Source organism: Bacillus sp. REN3 (assembly GCF_017912555.1).
GTDB lineage: Bacteria > Bacillota > Bacilli > Bacillales > Cytobacillaceae > Mesobacillus.
This window is the reverse complement of sequence record NZ_JAERSD010000025.1, coordinates 47,890-67,388: the sequence shown is the minus strand read 5'-3', so window position 1 is coordinate 67,388 and position 19,499 is coordinate 47,890. Positions and strand designations below refer to the sequence as shown.

Here is a 19,499-nt window from a genome sequence, read left to right as displayed (position 1 = left end):
CACTAGGACGTCCTGTCCGTCGAAGGGCCTGACAGTGAAGTCGTTCTTTGACTTCATTGGCAGGAGCGAAGCGACTCCCAGGTTTAACAGAGCCTTATAAAAAGCAAGCATCCTTTTTCTTCATACTCACCTTTCAGGAGGCCAATCCCTTCGACTGCGATTCCTTTTTCCGTAAGTAAGGGTTTTGAGTGGATCTTTACTTCCACTTTTTCTATCTCTTTGACGCTGCTCTTAAAATATGTCACCGAAGGCTGCAAAATCATGTACGTTTCCTCGTTTAATGTGAAACCGAAGGAATAAGGATGCAAGGTTCGATTTCCATGGGATATCATATTGATCGGATCAAAAGATAAAGATTGGAATCGTCCAGAAATGCATAGAGTATAGCCCTCCTGTTTCTGGAATTCCTCGAACTTCCGAGAACGGAAGTTTTCAACATGCTCGATGATTTTCCTTGTTTCATGACTGATAATCGTGTCTTTAATGGCTTTGTTTCCTAGGTTGGCATGCACCTTTAAATATTCATATAAAGTCAAATCGGTATCAAGGAATTCCCGTTTCCAATCGGGGGAAACCGCATCAAGATATAGACATAGGAACAGTCCTGAACCATATCCGCTTTTTCTCAGGTACAGGGCCGCTTCAAACCTGTCCAAAAGAGATTGGCCATATTTTTTTATGGCTTCCTGCCTGTCAAAGCTACCAATCCTTTTTTCAGCGAGCAATTCTACATACCATGCAGGACCTTCCACCGTTTCATTCTTGAATTCATATTGGATATAATCACCGAGCAATCTAGATCTTTTTTCCCTTAATGAAATAAAACTCTGGATTGCTTGCGAATCTTCATTCATGACGGCTGTAAATAATTGTTCTCGTTCCTGGTTTCGCAATTCAACATCCTCAGGCAATAAAGGGTATTGGCTTCCCAGCAGCTCATCAGGACACCTTTTTTCCTTTTTTAAATACTGATAGCCGTGAAATAATTCATGGATGAGAATAGGGTACGCGGTTTCGAACGTATTATAGCGATCCAAATTGATAATTGATGTAGGAACATCCTTGTAGTGGATGCGAGTGTCGGCGCCATTGAAAGAAGGTTCCAACGCCAACCGGGCAGCCTGGAAATGAAAGGCTGGGTGGTTGAATAAAAAGACTTCATTTTGATTATAAAAGGCATAGGCAACAGCCTTGAAATTAGGCCGATATTCATCAAACGGAATTCTCTTCATTGCTCCGCTGATTTTCTCAGTTAGTTCCACCGTTAAGCCCCTCCAGTATCTATTTCCAAAAATCTCCTCAGAAAAACACTCCAGTTAAGGAGTTGTAAAACTTGAATAGCACCGAAAAGGAAATGGTGATTCTCCAGTTCCCCAAGGAGGTCTTCAGCCATCCCTGAATCCGGTCATTCACAGCTTATTAACCAAGTTACCGTTCTATAGTTCATTCTCCAGGCACTGGCAATTTCCTTGTCCTTTTGTTAAAAAGTAGTAAAATGGAACGTATCCTTCAATTTTTTGATTATTTCCGAACATCGTACGCTAGCACCTCCTTTAAGGTGGGAGGTGAGCGAGGTTAAATACTGATAGACTTGAAAGAAGGGCAAATGATGAAAAACCTGCAAATTTATTTGATCCTGACAGGGATTATGTTCGTTTGGGGAATGAATGTCTCTGCCCTAAAGGTCATTGTCGGCAGCTTCCCGCCCATCACGATCACTGCCTTACGTGTTTTTACTGCCGGAATCTCTGTATTCATCATTCTTGGCCTGCTGAAAAAAGTGCGGATGCCTTCAAAAGTGGAATGGATCTATATTGTCGGCGGGGCGCTGTTGAATGTTACAGGCCATCACTTGTTCCTTGGCCTCGGACTGACGGAAACTTCGGCGGTCAATGGTGGCCTGATTCTTGGGCTGGGCCCTTTGCTTACTGCTTTGATGGCAATCTTGTTCCTAGGCAGAAAGCTGACCTTCGTCAGGACCCTTGGTTTCATTTTCGGGGGAGTGGGTGTGACGCTGACAGTACTTGCAGGAAGCAAAGGCATCACGATGATATCGGTTGGCGATTTTTACGTTTTCTTATCGATTCTTTCCCAGGCAATCAGCTTCATCATCATCTCTAAAGCGGCAAAGACTCTCGACCCGCGCCTGCTGACAGGTTATATGCTGATCCTCGGCTCGATTGGATTATTCGTCATCGGTCTCTGGAAGGAACCTGCTGGCTTGTTCCAGATAGGAAGCGGTACAGCCGGGTTATGGAGCGTGTTTTTCGCCTCAGCGATTATTGCGACTGCGATGGGCCATATGCTATACAACTATGCAATCGGCAAAACCGGGCCTGCAGAAGCTTCCATCTTCCTTAATTTGAATACCTTCTTTTCTTTGCTGGCCGCTGCTGTTTTCCTCGGTGAACAAATCACACCTTCCCATCTGCTTGGCCTGTTCTTCATCGTAACGGGTGTCATCTTCGGTTCAGGTGCTCTTGAGGAACTGATGCTCAAGAACAGGGAAAGAAAAAACGCAGCTTAATAGGCCAGGTGAATGAATGCAGGGCAGAGCCCTGCATTTTGTATATATGATACTGGAATTCCCTGACTGTTAAAAACTGATAACATCTTAACCGGAAAAGAACATCCGAAATCCAGGAACATGTCTATCTTGAAATTACAAGTGTCCTGATTCTGGACACTTAAGCCTTTATATCCCCTGCGTCCCCCAATTTCACATTTGGCATGATTCTTGCTTTCTATTTAAGTGAGGATTCTAAAAAAAGCGAGGTCATGACAAATGAAAATAAGTGAGTGCAAGGCGATAATTACGGGCGGTGCATCAGGATTGGGTGAAGCAACGGCAAGGAATATCATCAGGCAAGGGGGAAAAGCGGCCATCCTGGATCTCTCGGAGGAGAGGGGCAAGGCTCTGGTAGAAGAACTAGGAGAGAATGCCATTTTCATCAGTACTGATGTGACGAGTGAGGCAGATGTCCAGAATGCCATCAGCAAAACAATCAAATCGTTTGGGATCATCAACACAGTCGTGAATTGTGCAGGTATCGGGATTGCCGCCAAACTCCTGGCACGGAAGGGTGTCCATTCGCTGGACATGTTTTCAAAGGTCATTTCCATCAATCTGATTGGGACCTTCAATGTCATCAGGCTAGCTGCCGAGCGGATGAAGGATAACGAACCAAATGACCAGGGGGAAAGAGGGATCATCATCAATACCGCATCGGTAGCTGCCTTCGAAGGTCAAATTGGCCAGGCAGCATACAGCGCTTCAAAAGGAGGAGTTGTAGGGATGACCTTGCCGATCGCGAGGGAGCTTGCGGCATATGGCATCCGAGTCATGACGATTGCACCAGGCCTTTTCCATACCCCTATGTTCGATTCCCTTCCTGCCGAAGCGAGGGATTCACTTGGAAAAATGGTACCGTTCCCTCAGCGGCTCGGCTTTCCGGATGAGTATGCACTGCTGACAGAAAGCATCATTACGAATCCAATGCTGAATGGGGAAACGATCCGCCTTGATGGCGGCATCCGAATGCAGCCGAAATAATAGCGGATCAAACAAAAAGTCTGCTCCAGACATGGGGCAGACTTTTTTCGTGGTGTACCTTTCCTGAGAGAAGGCTTATAATGAAAGCAACAGAATTTTCAGAAATCTATCCAGAAGGGGGTATTGGATGATTGATTTCAAGGATATTGTTACCAGGGTTGATTGCACGGTAACGGAAGAGACAACACTCAGAGAAGCGATCCAACTCATAAGGCTGAAGAAGTGGAATGTGCTTCCGGTGACAGACGCCGGCGAAAAGTTAAAAGGAATCTTTACGCGGAGCGGGCTCTACCAGATGGTCCTTGATGGCAATCCGCTTGATGCTCCAATCAAAAACTACATAAAAGAGGAAGTACAGACGCTTCGGATCGATACACCATACGATCAGATCGAAGAACGGGTGAAAACAAGCAAAGTTGGTACAGGCGTTGTCCTTGATCAGGAAGGAAGGGTTGTCGGGCTGCTGACGAAAACCGAAATGGTCATGTCCCTGCTGAAATCCGCTAATTCGCTGAAGGAGCAGCTGGAAAAAATCCTCAAGCATTCTAATATAGGTGTATTGATGACGGACGAAAAAGGGAGGATTATCTACACGAACGAAGCTTTATTGAAAATCAGCAGCCGTTCGGAAGAATCGATCCTTGGGCAAGAGCTCCAGGCGGTATTCCACGGCCTGCCCTTGGACAGTGGCCAGCATCGCTATAGTGAAAGGTATAGATCGATCCTCCATATTACCTCCTATGAAACGGTCAGCCATGAACAGGGAAAAATCATCCTGTTCCAGGATGTATCCGAGCTTGAGAAGCTGGCTGAAGAGCTGCAGGCAGTAAAAAAATTGAAGCTGACGGTCGAAACGGTGCTGGAACACGCTTATGACGGCATTCTTATGACGGATGAACAGGGGAAAATCACAATGGTCAGCCCGCCATTGCTGGAATTGTTCAATCTCAAAAAAGCTGAAGTATTTCAAAGCCATGTTGATAAGGTTCTGCCCCAGTTGAAGCTTACAAAGGTATTCGAAACTGAATCAGCGGATATCAGCAATTTTAACGAAGTGAATGGCATCAAATATATTGTCCATCGAATACCGATCCAAAAAGATGGCAAGGTGATCGGGGCAATCGGGAAGGTGATGTTCCGCCAGCTGAACGAGGTGAACGAACTGTTCAAACGGCTTCAGAAGGCGGAAAGCAAAGCAAGTTTCTATCACCAGCAGCTGCAGAAATCCGAGTCTGCAAGATTTACGTGGGAGCACATTTTCAGCGAGGACCATTACATGGAAAAACTGAAGAAAAGTGCAGCCAAAGCCGCTAAAGGCCGATCGACCGTCCTGATTCGCGGTGAGAGCGGCACAGGGAAGGAATTGTTCGCCCATGCCATCCACAATAGCAGCGCAAGAAATGATGGCAAGTTTGTCGTTGTCAATTGTGCTGCGATTCCGGAAGACTTACTCGAATCCGAGTTTTTCGGCTATGAAGAAGGGGCATTCACCGGTGCGAAGCAGCGAGGCAAAATCGGGAAGTTCGATCTTGCGAATGGAGGAACCCTTTTCCTTGATGAAATCGGAGATATGTCGCTGGCCCTGCAGGCGAAATTGTTAAGGGTGCTCCAGGAGCGGGAGTTTTACCGGGTCGGAGGCAATATCCGCGTCAAGGTCGATGTCCGGATCATCGCCGCGACAAACAGGAATCTTGAAAAAATGGTCAAGGAGGGTGAATTCAGGGAAGATTTATATTACAGGCTGAATGTCATCTCGTTGAATATCCCGCCATTGCGCGAACGCATACGGGATATCGAATACCTGATCGAGAACTTGATGAAGGAACTTAATTCGATGCTTGGCACAACGATAACAGGCATTTCACAGCAGGCAATGGAAGCCTTGCTGCATTACGAATGGCCTGGCAACGTCCGTGAACTAAGGAATGTCCTGGAACGGGCAATGACCTTTGCCGAGCATGGGAAAATCCAATCCGAAGACTTGCCGGGCTATCTTGTCAGCCAAATTGCCGACCAGCCCCCTGTCAGGACCAGTCTTGTTGAAGATGCCGAGCTTGGAGCAATCCGCAAAGCGCTGATGCAAACGAATGGAAATAAAGCGCAGGCGGCACGGATGCTTGGGATCAGCCGTTCGGGGCTATATGAAAAATTGAAGAAATATCAGCTGACAGTATAAGGGAAAAAGGATGCATTGGAAAAAGTATTGGCTGCTGCTTCCTCTATTTCTGCTGGCAGCCATTCTCTTGTTTATCTATTTACCAGATCACCAAAGACAGTACGTCTTCACGATCCCGGTTTTATTCTGGGTCAAGTCTATCAATATTGAAACGGAGCGATGAAAGAGAGTAAAAACGCCACCGTCCAAATCAGGTGTCCAAAATCCGGACACCTTTTCATTTTGGTGACCTATCTTATTCATTGAAAAGGCTATCTCTCGTGTTTTTTTGAAAATTGGCACAATTATTGCAAGAACATAATTGAGTCCATTATTAAAAAGGGGGAGATGGCGGATGGATATCGGTTCATATTTGGAGCAAAATGCGAGGAAGACACCCGGGAAGCTTGTGATCGTCTGTGAAGGAAGGGAGTATACCTACAGGCAATTCAATGAAGAGGTGAACAGGCTTGCCCATGGTCTGCTTGCTCTTGGAATCCGGAAGGGAGACAGGATTGCACTGATGATGAAGAACTCCGATTACTTTGTTTTTGCTTTTTTTGCAAGCGCCAAAATTGGTGCTGTCGTCGTCCCGATTAATTTTCGCTTAACAGCTTCTGAAGTACATTACATTCTTGAACAGTCAGGTACATCGCTTGTTTTCTGCGATGACGAGTTCGAGGATGTCATCGCTGGGGCAAGGCAGGGAGCAGGGGTGGAGCATGTCGTTGTTTCAGGTGCCGCGAACGTGCCGGGACATCTTTCTTTTGCTGGAATCTACGCGGAAAGCGTCGTTAACCCGCAACTGGATGTCTGCGAGGATGACGACCTCGAAATCCTGTACACTTCCGGCACGACCGGAAGGCCAAAAGGAGCCTTATTCGACCACAAGCGGGTCTTCAATGTCGGCCTGACCATGATGATCAGCATGGGCATCAACCAGCAGGAACGTTTTCTCCATATTGCGCCGTTATTCCATTCCGCCCAGTTGAATCTATTTTTGATATCAGGGATTGTCCTTGGGGCAACGCATTTCATCCATCGCGATTTCCACCCGGTAAAAACGCTTGAAGCAATCCAGGAACATAAAATCACTCACTTCTTCGGAGTTCCGGCCATGTACAACTTCATGCTCCAGGTGCCGAATGCAGCTGGCTATGATCTTTCTGCGATAAAAAGATGCGGGTATGGCGCAGCGCCGATGCCGCCTGAGCTTGTCCGCAAAAGCATCGAACTGTTCCGGACTGACCAGTTCTATAATCTTTGCGGCTTGACTGAAGCTGGTCCAGGCGGGATCCTCCTCGATCCGGAAGGGCATAGGCATCATCTCGGCAAGGGGGGCAAGGCTGCTTTTCTGACAGAAGCGCGAGTGGTCAATGAGGAAGGCGAGGACGTCCTGCCGGGCGGGGTGGGAGAGTTCATCCTCAAGGGAGAATCGATCATGAAAGAGTATTACCGGAAGCCAGAAGAAACTGCAAAAACAATAAAGGACGGCTGGCTATATACAGGCGACCTTGCGACCATCGATGAAGAAGGTTACATCACGCTCGTCGACCGGAAGAAGGATATGATCATTTCCGGCGGGGAGAACGTGTATTCAATCGAAGTGGAGGAAATCTTGTATGAGCATCCCGCTGTACTGGAAGCGGCAATCATCGGCCTTCCCGATGAAGTATGGGGAGAAGCCGTGTGTGCCGTCATAGTGCCAAAACAGGATGCAATGGTCGATGAACAGGAACTGAAAAGCTTTTGCCGCCAAAAGCTCGCGGGCTATAAGGTCCCAAGAAGGATTTTCATCGAGGAGGCACTTCCACGGAATGCTTCCGGGAAAATACTGAAATACCAGCTCCGGCAAAGGCTGAGTGAAGTAAAGCTATAAAGGGGCTGCAAATGTGGAAGGAGAGACGAAATGAAACATCCTTATTTAACAGATGACCATGAGATATTCCGTAGGTCGCTGAGGAAATTTTTAGAGAAAGAAGCATATCCATTTTATGATCAGTGGGAGGAGGAAAGGATGGTTCCGCGTTCCTTCTGGACTAAGCTGGGCGGGCAGGGGTACCTTTGTCCGGATATAGATGAACAGTATGGAGGCAGCGGTGTAGACTGGGGCTTTTCCGTGGTCATCAACGAAGAGCTTGAGCGTGTTGGTTCCGGGCTTGTCGGGGTCGGCCTCCATAATGATATCGTGGTGCCATATATTACTGCCTATGGTACGGAGGAACAGAAGCAGCGATGGCTGCCAAAGTGCGCGACGGGGGAATTCATAACGGCGATTGCGATGACCGAGCCAGGCACCGGTTCGGATTTGGCGAACATCCAGACCACAGCGATACTCGATGGAGACTATTATATTTTGAATGGGCAGAAAACATTCATCACGAACGGCATCCAATCCGACTTGATTGTTGTAGCTTGCAAAACTGATCCAAAGGCAAATCCAAAGCATAAAGGGGTCAGCCTGCTTGTGGTTGAACGGGACGCACCTGGTTTTTCGCGGGGCAGGAAGCTGAATAAAGTCGGGCTGCACTGCCAGGATACAGCAGAACTCATTTTCGAGGACTGCCGGGTGCCGAAGGACAACCTGCTTGGCGAGGAGGGCAAGGGCTTCCTTTATCTGATGGAGAAGCTGCAGCAGGAGCGCCTGCTTGTCGCGATTGCCGCACAGGTGGCTGCTGAGACGATGCTGGGACAGACGATTGACTATGTGAAAAGCCGTGAAGCATTCGGCAGGCCAATCAGCAAGTTCCAGAACACACAATTCAAAATTGTCGAAATGGCAACGGAAACGGAAATGGGCCGAGCTTTTCTCGACCAGCTGATCGCCGAGCATATCGAAGGTCAGGACATTGTCACCAAAGTTTCGATGGCGAAGTGGAAGCTGACAGATAATGCCCGGAAAATTGCCGCCGAGTGCATGCAGCTCCATGGCGGCTATGGTTATATGGAAGAGTACGAGATTGCCAGGAGGTTCCGGGATATTCCGGTCGCCAGCATCTATGCGGGAACGAACGAAATCATGAAGACGATCATCGCCAAGAATATGGGGCTTTGAGGTGCTGAGGAAAAAAGTATGGAATAGAAAGGAAGGTTTAGATGCGTGAAGTAGTGATTGTGGAAGGGGTAAGGACACCGGTAGGCAGAAGGAAGGGTCTGCTTAAGGATATCCGCCCGGATGACCTTGCTGCGGAGGTGCTGAAGGAGGTAGTCAAACGGGCTGGAATCAGCCCAGGGCTTGTGGAGGATGTGATTTTTGGATGTGTGACCCAGTCTTGTGAGCAAGCGGGTGATATTGCCAGGGTTGCGGCGTTGACGGCCGGTTTTCCAATAGAGGTTCCGGGTGTCACGCTTGATCGCCAATGCGGTTCAAGCCAACAGGCTGTCCACTTCGCTGCCCAGGCCATCCTTGCAGGGGACATGGATGCCGTGATTGCCGGCGGAGTAGAGAATATGACAAGGGTGCCAATGGGGTCGAACTATCAAAATGCTGAACCATTCAGCCCGAAGCTGAAGGACAGGTTTGAATTGATCCATCAAGGTTTGTCCGCAGAGCGGATTGCCGAAAAATACGGATTCACCCGCAGGGAACTTGATGAGTTTTCTGCTGAAAGCCACCGCCGGGCATTGAAGGCCCAGGCTGAAGGCTATTTTGAACGTGAGATCATGCCGCTTGAAGTAACCGGCGAAACTGGAGAAAAAATACGGATGACCGAGGATTCCGGACCACGGGATGGGACAACAGCGGACGTGCTTGGCGGATTGAAGACAGTGTTCAAGGAAGATGGAGTCATCCATGCAGGGAATTCCAGCCAAATCAGCGATGGAGCGGCTGCACTTTTGTTGATGGGCAGGGATACGGCTGAAGAACTGGGATTAAGACCCCGGTTCATAGTCCATACAAGAGTGGTAGTCGGATCCGATCCGACCTTGATGCTCACAGGACCAATACCGGCTACAGAGAAAGCCCTGCAAAAGTCTGGGCTGAAGCTGGAAAATATTGATGTGTTCGAAGTGAATGAGGCGTTTGCCCCTGTGCCGCTGGCATGGCTTAAAGAGACTGGCGCCGACCCTGCCAAACTGAATCCGAATGGAGGCGCAATCGCACTTGGCCACCCTCTTGGAGCGAGCGGAGCGCGTCTGATGGTGACGATGATGCATGAACTTGAAAGGACTGGAGGCCGTTATGGTTTGCAGACGATGTGCGAAGGCCATGGCATGGCAAACGCGACGATCATCGAACGGCTTGATTGATCAAAGATGCTAAAAGATGGTACCACAGTAAAGCCTTGGATCGACATTGAAGGAGGAATGAAATTGAGTACAACAATCGGCAAGATTTTCGACCTGACGGTGAAGAAGTATCCGAACAAAGAAGCTCTCCATGATGTCCGCAAAAATGTCCGCTTTACTTACCGTGAATGGAATGATGAGGTGAATAGGCTGGCAAACGCGCTGCTTGCTGAAGGTGTCAGGAAAGGCGACAGGGTTTCGACCTTCCTGTTCAATACCGAAGAACTTGGAACCGCTTTCTTTGCCTGCGCCAAAATCGGCGCGGTGTTCAATCCAATCAATTTCAGGCTGATGTCCGAGGAAGTCGCCTTTATCCTTAAGGATGCAGAACCGAAAGTTGTCCTGTTTGAAAAAGCTCTTGAGCCAGTGATTACCTCGATTGAAAACCGGTTTCCGGATATCGCTTTCTGGTTCATTGATGAGGAACCGCCAGGCTATGCTAAAAGCTACCACGAAAAAGTCAGGGCAGCAAAGGCAGATCCTGTCCATGCTGACATCGATGAAAATGATTTGTACGCCATCATGTATACTAGCGGCACGACTGGCAGGCCAAAGGGAGTCATGCACAAGCATCGGAGTATAGCGGAGCAGAGCTTGCTTGTCATCGCGGCAACAAAGCTTGAATCCGGGGATGTCGGGCTGGTGACAGCGCCAATGTTCCACTGCGCGGAACTGCATTGTGCCTTCCTTCCGAGAGTCCATGCTGGCGGAAGCAATGTCATCCTCCACCATTTTGAACCGAAAAATGTCCTGAGGTTGATTTCCTCTGAAAAAATCACGAAATTCTTTGCTGCGCCGACGATGTGGAACATGCTTTTGCAGGAAAACCTCTCAGACTATGATATCGAAAGCCTGAAGCTCGGACTTTATGGAGCCGCGCCAATGGCGCCATCTCTCGTCCACGCCTGCCATGATCGTTTAGGGATCAAGCTTGTCCAGGCTTACGGCATGACGGAGATGGGACCGGCGATCACATTCCTGGGTGAGGATGATCAGCTTACGAAGGCAGGTGCTGCTGGCCAGGCGTGCCTGAATCATGAAATCAGGATTGTCAGGCCGAACGAGGATGGAGTCTCAAATCCCGAAGATACTCTGCCGCCGGGAGAAAGCGGGGAGATTATCGTCCAGGGGCCGTGCATGATGATTGGCTATTATAATCGGGAAGAAGCGACTGAAAAGGCAATGGCCGATGGCTGGTACCATTCGGGTGATATCGGATACCTGGATAACGATGGTTATTTATGGGTGAAGGACAGGGTCGACGACATGATCATCAGCGGTGGAGAGAATGTCTATCCCCGCGAGGTAGAGGACGTCCTCCATGCCCATGAAGGAGTGCTTGATGTAGCTGTTGTAGGCCAGCCGGATGATCGTTGGGGAGAAAGCGTAACGGCTTTTGTCGTGAAAAAAGACCCACTCGTCACGGAGGGAGACCTTGATGAATGGTGCAAAAGCAGCGACAGCCTGGCAAATTACAAACGGCCCCGGAAATACCTTTTCGTAGAACAGCTGCCGAGGAATGCAAGCGGTAAAATCCAGAAATTCATGCTCCGCAAGCAAATGGAGGAGATTCCTTCAAAGGGGCTGCCGACATGATGCCAGGGATGCTTGATGGCATCAAGGTTGTCGATTTCACCAACTACATTCCCGGGCCATTCGCGACCTTAAGGCTCGCCGAGCTTGGCGCAGAGATTGTAAAGGTTGAAGCGCCAGCAGGGGACCCGGCGAGGAATACAGGAGAAGGGCACGTCTTCACGGCCCATAATCGCGGCAAGAAAAGTATTGTCCTGGATTTGAAACAGAAGAAAGGCAGGGAAATTGCCCTCGGGTTGATTGAAAGTGCGGATGTTGTTGTTGAAAGCTTCCGGCCAGGCGTTATGGAAAAGTTCGGCCTCGACTATGAATCCCTTAGTGCGTCAAACCCAGGTCTTGTGTACTGCTCGATCACCGGCTACGGGAACAGAGGGGCAATGAGTGAACTTGGCAGCCATGATTTAAATTACATGAGCATCAGTGGTGCCCTTGCACAATTGAAGGATCGGGAAGGCAGACCGGTGCATCCAACCAACACATTCGCTGACTATATTGGCGGGCTTACTGCAAGTGAAAGGATTCTTTCCGCACTTGTCTCCCGTTTTCGGACGGGGAAAGGGAGCCATCACTGCATCTCGCTGGCAGACAACCTGGCTTCCATGATGGCAAACCATGTCCTGATCGAAAGAGAGACTGGCTATCCTAATGGCGTATCGGTCCTGAACGGGACCGTCGTCGCCTATTCACTCTATGAAACGAGTGACGGCCGCTATATAAGCCTCGCCGCGCTCGAGCCAAAATTCTGGCGGAATTTTTGCGAGGCAATAGGCAGGGAAGATTGGATACCGGCCCATCTATCAAAAACGGAACCGGGAAATCCTGTTTTCCTTGAACTGACGAATCTATTCAAGAGAAGGAGCTTTAAAGACTGGATCCGCTTCGGACAACAGGTGGACTGCTGCCTCGCCCCAGTACTGGAAGCAGGCGAATTGTCCGAGTTTCCTTATTTTAAGGAGAAGGGATTCGTGTTCGGCCGGGGACAAGTGAAAATGCATGGTGATCTAAAAGAAAGAGCTGCATCTTCCCCTCCGGAAAAAGGGAGCGGGACGGAGCCCATTTTGCGGGAGTGGCTTGCAGCCAGTGAACAACAGATCAGCGCCTGGAAAAGGGATGGTATTATCCATTTAGGAGGAACGAAAGGGGAAATGTCGGTATGATGAATGTGCCAATGACAATTGGTTCGCTTTTGGAAAGAGCAGAAAAGTTTTTCCCGAAAAAAGTGGTTGTATCCCGAACTCTTTCTGGTATACACCGGTTCACGTACAAAGAAATCGGCGAACGGACACGGAAGCTGGCCAGTGCGCTTGAAAAGCTGGGAATCAAAAAGGGCGATCGGGTTGGAACCTTTGCCTGGAACCACCACCGCCATCTCGAAATTTACTTTGCTGCGCCAGGAATGGGAGCTGTCCTCCACACAATCAATATCCGACTTTCTCCTGAACATCTCTCCTACATCATCAACCATGCAGAAGACAAGATTCTGTTTGTTGACGAGGATTTATTGCCGCTGATCGAGCGGAATCAGGACAAATTCAAGACCGTAGAAGCATACGTCATAATGACTGACAGTCAGGAGCTTCCGGAAACAACGCTTGCACCTGTGTATTCGTATGAAGAACTCCTGCGGGAAGGTGATCCAGGTTTCGGGTTCCTGAAAGACATTGATGAGAATGAACCAGCCGGAATGTGCTTTACCTCAGCGACGACAGGCAATCCGAAGGGGGTGGTCTACAGCCATCGAGGGATTGTCCTTCACAGCTTCAGTTTTGGGCTTGCCGACACAGCAGCCCTGTCAGAAACGGACATTTGCATGCCTGTCGTGCCGATGTTCCATGTGAATGCATGGGGCCTGCCATTTGCGGCCACCTGGTTCGGCTCGACCCAAGTGCTTCCAGGGCCGATGTTCACGCCAAACCTGCTTGCCGAATTGATCGAACAGGAGAAGGTCACTTTTACCGCGGGAGTGCCGACTATCTGGCTTGGACTGCTCAATGAGCTTGAGAAAGGCAGCTATGATACCTCATCCCTTAGAGCGATTGTCTGTGGAGGATCAGCTGCTCCGCGAGGCATGATCAAAGCTTTTGAGACAAAATACAAGATTCCTTTCCACCATGCCTATGGAATGACGGAAACGACTCCGCTTGCTACCGTTTCCCGTCTTAAGAGCTATCAGCTTGGCCTCGATGAAGACGAAATTCTCGACATCCGCTCCAAGCAGGGGCTGCTTGTGCCCGGGCTGGAAATGAAGGTTGTCGGCGGAAACGGGGAGGTGAAGTGGGACGGCAAGGAAGCTGGGGAACTGCTGCTGCGAGGCCCTTGGATTGCTGATGAGTATTATAGGGATGAACGCAGCGCCGAGGCGTTCAGGGATGGCTGGCTGTACACAGGCGATGTGGCCACTGTTGATGAAGAAGGGACAATCAAGCTGGTCGACCGTACGAAGGACTTGATCAAAAGCGGAGGAGAGTGGATTTCATCTGTCGACCTTGAGAACGCTTTGATGGCCCATGAAGCGGTGTTTGAAGCGAGCGTTGTCGCAGTTCCCCATCCGGAGTGGCAAGAGCGGCCGGTAGCATGCGTTGTCTTGAAAGAAGCCTTCAGGGGCAAAGTGGGGAAACAGGAGCTGCTTGAGTTCATCACTCCCCAATTCGCCAAATGGTGGCTTCCTGACGACATCGTCTTCATGGAGGAGATTCCAAAGACTTCCGTCGGGAAATTCCTCAAACGCGCCCTGCGCGAACAGCTAAAAGACCACTTAACGCAAAAATCCTGATTTGTTTGCCGGCTGCAGATGAGCAGCCGGCTTTTAAGTTGACAGGAAAATCGATAAAAATAAATCAATCGCCATTCTGAACCAATGCGTGGGGGTCCATTCTGTATAAATGCCTGGAAGTCCTGCCATGAGTGTCGTCAAGGGACAAAGCATTAAAAAGAAGAGCCACCTGAGAGGTTTTGCAAAAGGAAATAGTCCTATCCTTATGATCCAATGGGGCTGTGGCTGTTGGTAAATGGACGGATATTGCTTGCAATAGAAAAGAAATCAGGTTTTTTCCATTTTTTATTGCAATTTGATGTAAAATACTTTAATATTTAGTTAAATAACTAAATATCTAATAAGAAAACTCCGTCACACCTTTTTGAGAGGGGGGATTCCAGTGAATGAAGCATTTAAGGCTCTGTCAGATCCTACGAGAAGAAAGATATTGGATCTCTTGAAAGAAAAGGATAGGACAGCTGGGGAAATATCCGACCATTTCAACATTTCCAAGCCCAGCATCTCCCAGCATCTTAAATTACTGAAGCATGCTGGATTGGTCCAGGACGAGAAACAAGGACAATTCATCATTTATTCACTCAACCTGACTGTGTTCCAGGAGTTGATTAGCTGGGCTTTCAGTTTTACAGAAAAGAAAGAGAAGGAAGGAGAAAACTGATATGAAAAATCATGTATTGCCTTTGACATTGATTGGCCTGACCGTCATTGCCTGGATCATTGCTTATCCGAACCTGCCGGAACAAATGCCTGTCCATTGGAATGCAAGCGGGGAAGTTGATGATTACGCGGCAAAACTTTATGCAATGCTTTCCAATGTTGGTATCATGGCGCTGCTGTATGTTTCAATGGTGTATTTGCCAAAGATTGATCCGCGCAAAAAGAATTATAAGTACTTTGGCAAAAGCTACAGCATCATCTTGAATGTGATGATGAGTGTATTTTTTGTCATCAGCCTGCTGGTCATCCTGAATGGCGCTGGCTACGATGTCCCGATTGCAAGCATTGGCCCGCTGGTTGCAGGGATTATGTTCATGGTACTTGGGAATTATATGCCGCATGTCCGTTCGAATTTTTTCCTGGGGATCCGGACTCCCTGGACACTGAGCAACGATGAGGTCTGGAAACGGACACACAGGATGACAGCCAGGGTTTTCTTTTTCGGCGGCTTTTTGATCATGCTGACGACTTTTATACCAGCAGATTGGAAGCAATGGATTTTCATTTCAATCATTACCGTTACTCTTACTGCTCCGTACCTTTATTCCTATCTGCTTTATCGTAAAATCCAGTCCTGAAAGGGACTGGATTTTTTAAAGCCATTTTCTCCCTTCTATTGTGATAAAATAATGATAAAATTCGTTGGACGAAATAGTGTGTGTTCTTTTTAGGGGGAGTACTGCATGAGAATCCTTTCGTTTGCAAAACCCTATCGTATCCCGATAGCGGCAGCGCTGGCCTTGATGCTTGTAGAGCTTGCTGTCGAACTGTGGCAGCCGCTGCTGATGGCTAAAATCATCGATGAAGGCATTGTCGAACGAGATCTTGATACCGTCATAAAATGGGGAGGGGTAATGCTCGGGCTTTCACTCCTTGCTTTTGCATCCGGGATCACCAATTCATTCATAGCGGCCCATGCAGGCCAGAGCTTTGGATTTGATTTGCGGGAAAAACTGTTCGAAAAGGTACAGTCGTTTTCTTTTGCCAATTTCAGCAGTTTTCCCGCATCCTCGCTGATCACAAGAATCACCAATGATGTGACCCAGCTGCAAAATGTTTTGTTCATGAGCTTGAGGATCGCGATGAGAGCGCCCCTGCTTGTCATCGGAGGAATCATCATGGCCTTGCTGGTTCATGTGAAACTGGCTCTTGTATTCGTTATCGTGATCCCGCCATTATTATTTTTCATGGTCTGGATCATGAAAATGGCTGCGAAATTATTCAAAAGTGTCCAAAGACGGCTGGATCGAGTGAATGCGGTGATGAGGGAAAACCTTGCTGGCATGAAGCTGATCAAAGCCTTCGCTAGAGGAAACTATGAAGAAACCAGATTCAATGAAGTGAACGAAAAACTCAGGGAAAGGACGGTATTTGCCCTCAGGTTGACAGAGTCGGCGATTCCAATCCTGTTGCTTTTCATGAATATCAGCATCATTGCAATCCTCTGGTCAGGAAAATTGGAAATCGAAAGAGGGGCTGTGACGGTCGGGGAAGTTGTTGCGATCATTAACTATGCCGCAAGGATTACCACAGCGTTTTCGATGTTTTCATTCATTATAATGGCTTTTTCTCGTGCAAAGGCTTCTGCGGAAAGGGTGACAGAAGTGTTGGATGAGGAAATCGATTTGCTGGATACAGAGGAAAGCCGCGAGGAAAATAGGCTTTCGAAAGGGAAAATTGAGTTTGACCACGTTTCCTTCCAATTCCCGAATACAGATGTGACGGTACTGCATGATCTATCCTTTACAATTGATGCCGGGGAAACGGTTGCGATCCTCGGAGCTACAGGAGCCGGAAAGTCGGCCATGTTCCAGCTTATTCCACGTCTTTATGATGCCACCTCTGGAAAAATAAAGCTTGACGGACATGACATCCGGGAAATGAAGCTGAAAAACCTGCGTGAGCAAATCGGCTATGTACCGCAGGAAGCATTGCTGTTCAGCGGCTCGATCAAGGAAAACCTTTCCTGGGGAAAGGGAGAGGCTACCTATAAGGAAATGGTTGAGGCAGCCGGCAGCGCCCAAATCCATGACACGATCATAAAGTTGCCGGACCAGTACTTAACACTTATTGGACAGAAAGGCGTCAATCTTTCTGGCGGGCAAAAACAACGGCTTTCGATTGCAAGGGCGCTAATCAAGAAGCCAAAAATCCTGTTGCTTGACGACAGCACGAGCGCGCTCGATTTGAAAACAGAGGCGAGGCTGCTGGACGCCATCGCAAAGCACAAGTGTACGACAGTCGTCATTACCCAGAAAATCAGTACGGCAATACAGGCCGATAAAATCCTTCTTCTTGAAGATGGCAGATTGATTGCCTATGGAAACCATGAACAACTGTTAAGCGATTCTTCCCTCTATCAGCAAATCTGCCAGTCCCAGTTCCTGGAGGTGAAGGCAGAGTGATGAAAAAACAATCGAAAAAACAGCAAAGACAAAGGCTGGGACCTACTTTGAAAAGGATATGGTCCTATCTTTCCGCCCACAGGAAGCTGCTCCTGCTGGTCCTGCTGATGGTCGTCGCCAGTTCAGTGTTCGGCCTGATGGGGCCATTCTTGGTGGGGCGGGGAATCGACAATTATCTCGCTGCGAAGTCTACGGATGGCTTCATCTTGTTATTGATCGGGCTGGCCGCTGTCTACCTATTGAATTCTCTTTCTTTATGGCTGCAAAACTACTGGATGATCGGCATTGCGCAGAAAACAGTTTACAAGATGAGAGAGCAGCTTTTCCATCACTTTCATGATCTGCCGCTCGATTTTTTCAACAAACGGCAGCATGGAGAGCTGATGAGCCGGGTTACGAATGATATTGAAAATGTCAGTTCAACGCTGAATTCATCCGTTATCCAGATATTTTCAAGTGTGCTGACACTCTTTGGGACGGTTGGTGTCATGCTCTGGCTGAGCCCGCTGCTGACACTAATCACAATGACCATTGTCCCATTCATGTTTTTAGGCATGAAATGGATCACAAACAGGACCGGCCGGCTTTATAAAGAGCAGCAGCGCAGGCTGGGAGACATGAATGGGTACATTGAAGAAGCGATTTCCGGACAGAAAATCATCAAATCTTTTTCACAGGAAGCGAAGGTCATTGAGGAGTTCAAAGTGAAGAACCAGGAATTGAAGCAATCCGGATATTGGGCTCAAACTTTTACCGGATTCATCCCGAAGCTGATGAACATGCTGAATAACCTCAGCTTCACGCTGGTGGCAGCAGTCGGAGGATATTTTGCTTTAAAAGGCATGGTATCAATCGGGACGTTAGTCATTTTCACCGAATACTCCAGACAGTTCACAAGGCCATTGAACGATCTTTCAAACCAGTTTAATACACTCCTGTCGGCAGTGGCTGGTGCCGATAGGGTATTTGATATCCTTGGTACGGAAGTAGAGGCCATCGATGAAAAGGAAGCAATCGCACTGCCTGGGATCAAAGGCAGTGTAGAATTCAAGGAAGTTTCTTTTTCCTATGAAAAGGGAGGGGATACTGTTTCGAATTTATCTTTTGCAGCTAGGCAGGGTGAAAGTATAGCACTTGTAGGACCAACAGGTGCTGGGAAATCGACGATCATCAATCTGATTTCCCGCTTTTATGAGCCGGATAGCGGCGTGATCCTAATCGATGGACATGACAGCAGGTGCATTACCCGTGATAGCCTGCGCCGGCAAATGGCTTTTGTCCTGCAGGATTCCTTCCTGTTCCAGGGAAGCATCAGGGAAAATATCCGCTTTGGCCGTCTGGATGCAACCAATCAGGAGGTAGAAGAAGCAGCGAGGGCCGCAAATGCCCATTCGTTCATAAAAAGGCTGCCGGAAGGATACGAAACGGAATTGAGCCAGGATGATGCAGGAATCAGCCAGGGGCAAAAACAGCTGCTTTCCATCGCTCGGGCGATTCTCGCAAATCCTTCCATCCTGATCCTGGATGAAGCGACCAGCAGCATCGATACAATCACCGAACTGAAAATCCAGGAAGCATTGGACCAACTGCTTGAAGGAAGGACCAGTTTTATCATTGCCCATAGACTCAATACGGTAAAGAATGCAGACCAGATCATTGTGATTGACAACGGCCGAGTCATTGAAAAAGGAAGCCACAGTCAGCTGCTTTCACAAAAAGGATTTTACCATGATTTATACACCAGTCAATTGGAAAGGAAAAAGATGGAAAATAACCAAAGGTTGTTATCGTAATAAGCGGTGGATGGTTTCCACACGAAGGCTTCCCGCTTTCCACTGAGGTGAGGTGGGCCGCATTGGCCCGCAGCGCCTGCAAGATCCCGCCCTTCTAGCTGATCCTGAGGAGGAATAGACCTTTCTTTTTTGAGCTGATCTATCCATGAAGGAAATGTGGCAGCCTTTTGGGAGGAGCCACGCAAATCCATTTCCATGTAACTCTTTTCTTTGTTCT

At 48.3% G+C, this 19,499-nt stretch carries 14 protein-coding genes; 13 read left to right on the top strand and 1 reads right to left on the bottom strand.

Features of this window, described 5'->3' with window-relative positions; genetic code table 11:
• Positions 1–83: 83 nt before the first annotated feature.
• Positions 84–1,262: a peptide ABC transporter permease gene (locus JJQ88_RS17870; protein WP_210367399.1), complete on the bottom strand. Its 1,179-nt coding sequence runs from the start codon at positions 1,260–1,262 to the stop codon at positions 84–86.
• A 347-nt stretch (positions 1,263–1,609) separates the two neighbouring features.
• Between JJQ88_RS17870 and JJQ88_RS17865 the strand changes: the two genes are divergently transcribed.
• The 13 genes from JJQ88_RS17865 to JJQ88_RS17805 all read left to right on the top strand — a co-directional run bounded on the left by JJQ88_RS17865 (position 1,610) and on the right by JJQ88_RS17805 (position 19,282).
• On the top strand, positions 1,610–2,527 hold the full coding sequence (locus JJQ88_RS17865) for a DMT family transporter (protein ID WP_210367398.1): 918 nt from the start codon (positions 1,610–1,612) through the stop codon (positions 2,525–2,527).
• Between the two features lie 258 nt (positions 2,528–2,785).
• A complete protein-coding gene (locus JJQ88_RS17860) occupies positions 2,786–3,553 on the top strand; it encodes a 3-hydroxyacyl-CoA dehydrogenase (RefSeq protein ID WP_210367397.1) in 768 nt (255 codons plus the stop codon).
• A gap of 127 nt (positions 3,554–3,680) precedes the next feature.
• On the top strand, positions 3,681–5,729 hold the full coding sequence (locus JJQ88_RS17855) for a sigma-54-dependent Fis family transcriptional regulator (protein WP_210367396.1): 2,049 nt from the start codon (positions 3,681–3,683) through the stop codon (positions 5,727–5,729).
• A 334-nt stretch (positions 5,730–6,063) separates the two neighbouring features.
• Positions 6,064–7,587 (top strand): class I adenylate-forming enzyme family protein, encoded by a 1,524-nt coding sequence (locus JJQ88_RS17850; protein WP_210367395.1) that lies wholly within the window; start codon positions 6,064–6,066, stop codon positions 7,585–7,587.
• 30 nt (positions 7,588–7,617) lie between these two features.
• Entirely contained in the window at positions 7,618–8,763 is a 1,146-nt protein-coding gene (locus JJQ88_RS17845) for an acyl-CoA dehydrogenase family protein (RefSeq protein WP_210367394.1), read from the top strand.
• A 41-nt stretch (positions 8,764–8,804) separates the two neighbouring features.
• Positions 8,805–9,959, top strand: a complete 1,155-nt coding sequence (locus JJQ88_RS17840; protein ID WP_210367393.1) for a thiolase family protein — start codon at positions 8,805–8,807, stop codon at positions 9,957–9,959.
• Positions 9,960–10,022: 63 nt separating this feature from the next.
• A complete protein-coding gene (locus tag JJQ88_RS17835) occupies positions 10,023–11,594 on the top strand; it encodes a fatty acid--CoA ligase (RefSeq protein WP_210367392.1) in 1,572 nt (523 codons plus the stop codon).
• Complete coding sequence (locus tag JJQ88_RS17830) at positions 11,591–12,748, top strand: CaiB/BaiF CoA transferase family protein (protein ID WP_246861267.1); 1,158 nt, start codon at positions 11,591–11,593, stop codon at positions 12,746–12,748. The genes JJQ88_RS17835 and JJQ88_RS17830 overlap by 4 nt, the downstream gene beginning before the upstream one ends.
• Positions 12,745–14,364: a long-chain fatty acid--CoA ligase gene (locus tag JJQ88_RS17825; RefSeq protein WP_210367391.1), complete on the top strand. Its 1,620-nt coding sequence runs from the start codon at positions 12,745–12,747 to the stop codon at positions 14,362–14,364. Before JJQ88_RS17830 ends, JJQ88_RS17825 begins: the two co-directional genes overlap by 4 nt.
• A gap of 382 nt (positions 14,365–14,746) precedes the next feature.
• Entirely contained in the window at positions 14,747–15,025 is a 279-nt protein-coding gene (locus JJQ88_RS17820; protein ID WP_210367390.1) for an autorepressor SdpR family transcription factor, read from the top strand.
• Position 15,026: 1 nt separating this feature from the next.
• Positions 15,027–15,662: an SdpI family protein gene (locus JJQ88_RS17815; protein WP_210367389.1), complete on the top strand. Its 636-nt coding sequence runs from the start codon at positions 15,027–15,029 to the stop codon at positions 15,660–15,662.
• A 105-nt stretch (positions 15,663–15,767) separates the two neighbouring features.
• Entirely contained in the window at positions 15,768–17,489 is a 1,722-nt protein-coding gene (locus tag JJQ88_RS17810) for an ABC transporter ATP-binding protein (protein WP_210367388.1), read from the top strand.
• Positions 17,489–19,282 carry an ABC transporter ATP-binding protein gene (locus tag JJQ88_RS17805; protein WP_210367402.1) on the top strand — a complete coding sequence of 598 codons (1,794 nt, stop codon included), beginning with the start codon at positions 17,489–17,491 and terminating at the stop codon, positions 19,280–19,282. Before JJQ88_RS17810 ends, JJQ88_RS17805 begins: the two co-directional genes overlap by 1 nt.
• The last annotated feature ends 217 nt before the right edge of the window (positions 19,283–19,499 follow it).

Bases quoted from the DNA above. Each gene is read 5' to 3' on its own strand.
- JJQ88_RS17840 (WP_210367393.1), top strand. From the start codon at position 8,805: ATGCGTGAAGTAGTGATTGTGGAAGGGGTAAGGACACCGGTAGGCAGA.
- JJQ88_RS17810 (WP_210367388.1), top strand. From the start codon at position 15,768: ATGAGAATCCTTTCGTTTGCAAAACCCTATCGTATCCCGATAGCGGCA.
- JJQ88_RS17850 (WP_210367395.1), top strand. From the start codon at position 6,064: ATGGATATCGGTTCATATTTGGAGCAAAATGCGAGGAAGACACCCGGG.
- JJQ88_RS17815 (WP_210367389.1), top strand. From the start codon at position 15,027: ATGAAAAATCATGTATTGCCTTTGACATTGATTGGCCTGACCGTCATT.
- JJQ88_RS17805 (WP_210367402.1), top strand. From the start codon at position 17,489: ATGAAAAAACAATCGAAAAAACAGCAAAGACAAAGGCTGGGACCTACT.
- JJQ88_RS17860 (WP_210367397.1), top strand. From the start codon at position 2,786: ATGAAAATAAGTGAGTGCAAGGCGATAATTACGGGCGGTGCATCAGGA.
- JJQ88_RS17865 (WP_210367398.1), top strand. From the start codon at position 1,610: ATGAAAAACCTGCAAATTTATTTGATCCTGACAGGGATTATGTTCGTT.
- JJQ88_RS17855 (WP_210367396.1), top strand. From the start codon at position 3,681: ATGATTGATTTCAAGGATATTGTTACCAGGGTTGATTGCACGGTAACG.
- JJQ88_RS17830 (WP_246861267.1), top strand. From the start codon at position 11,591: ATGATGCCAGGGATGCTTGATGGCATCAAGGTTGTCGATTTCACCAAC.
- JJQ88_RS17845 (WP_210367394.1), top strand. From the start codon at position 7,618: ATGAAACATCCTTATTTAACAGATGACCATGAGATATTCCGTAGGTCG.
- JJQ88_RS17825 (WP_210367391.1), top strand. From the start codon at position 12,745: ATGATGAATGTGCCAATGACAATTGGTTCGCTTTTGGAAAGAGCAGAA.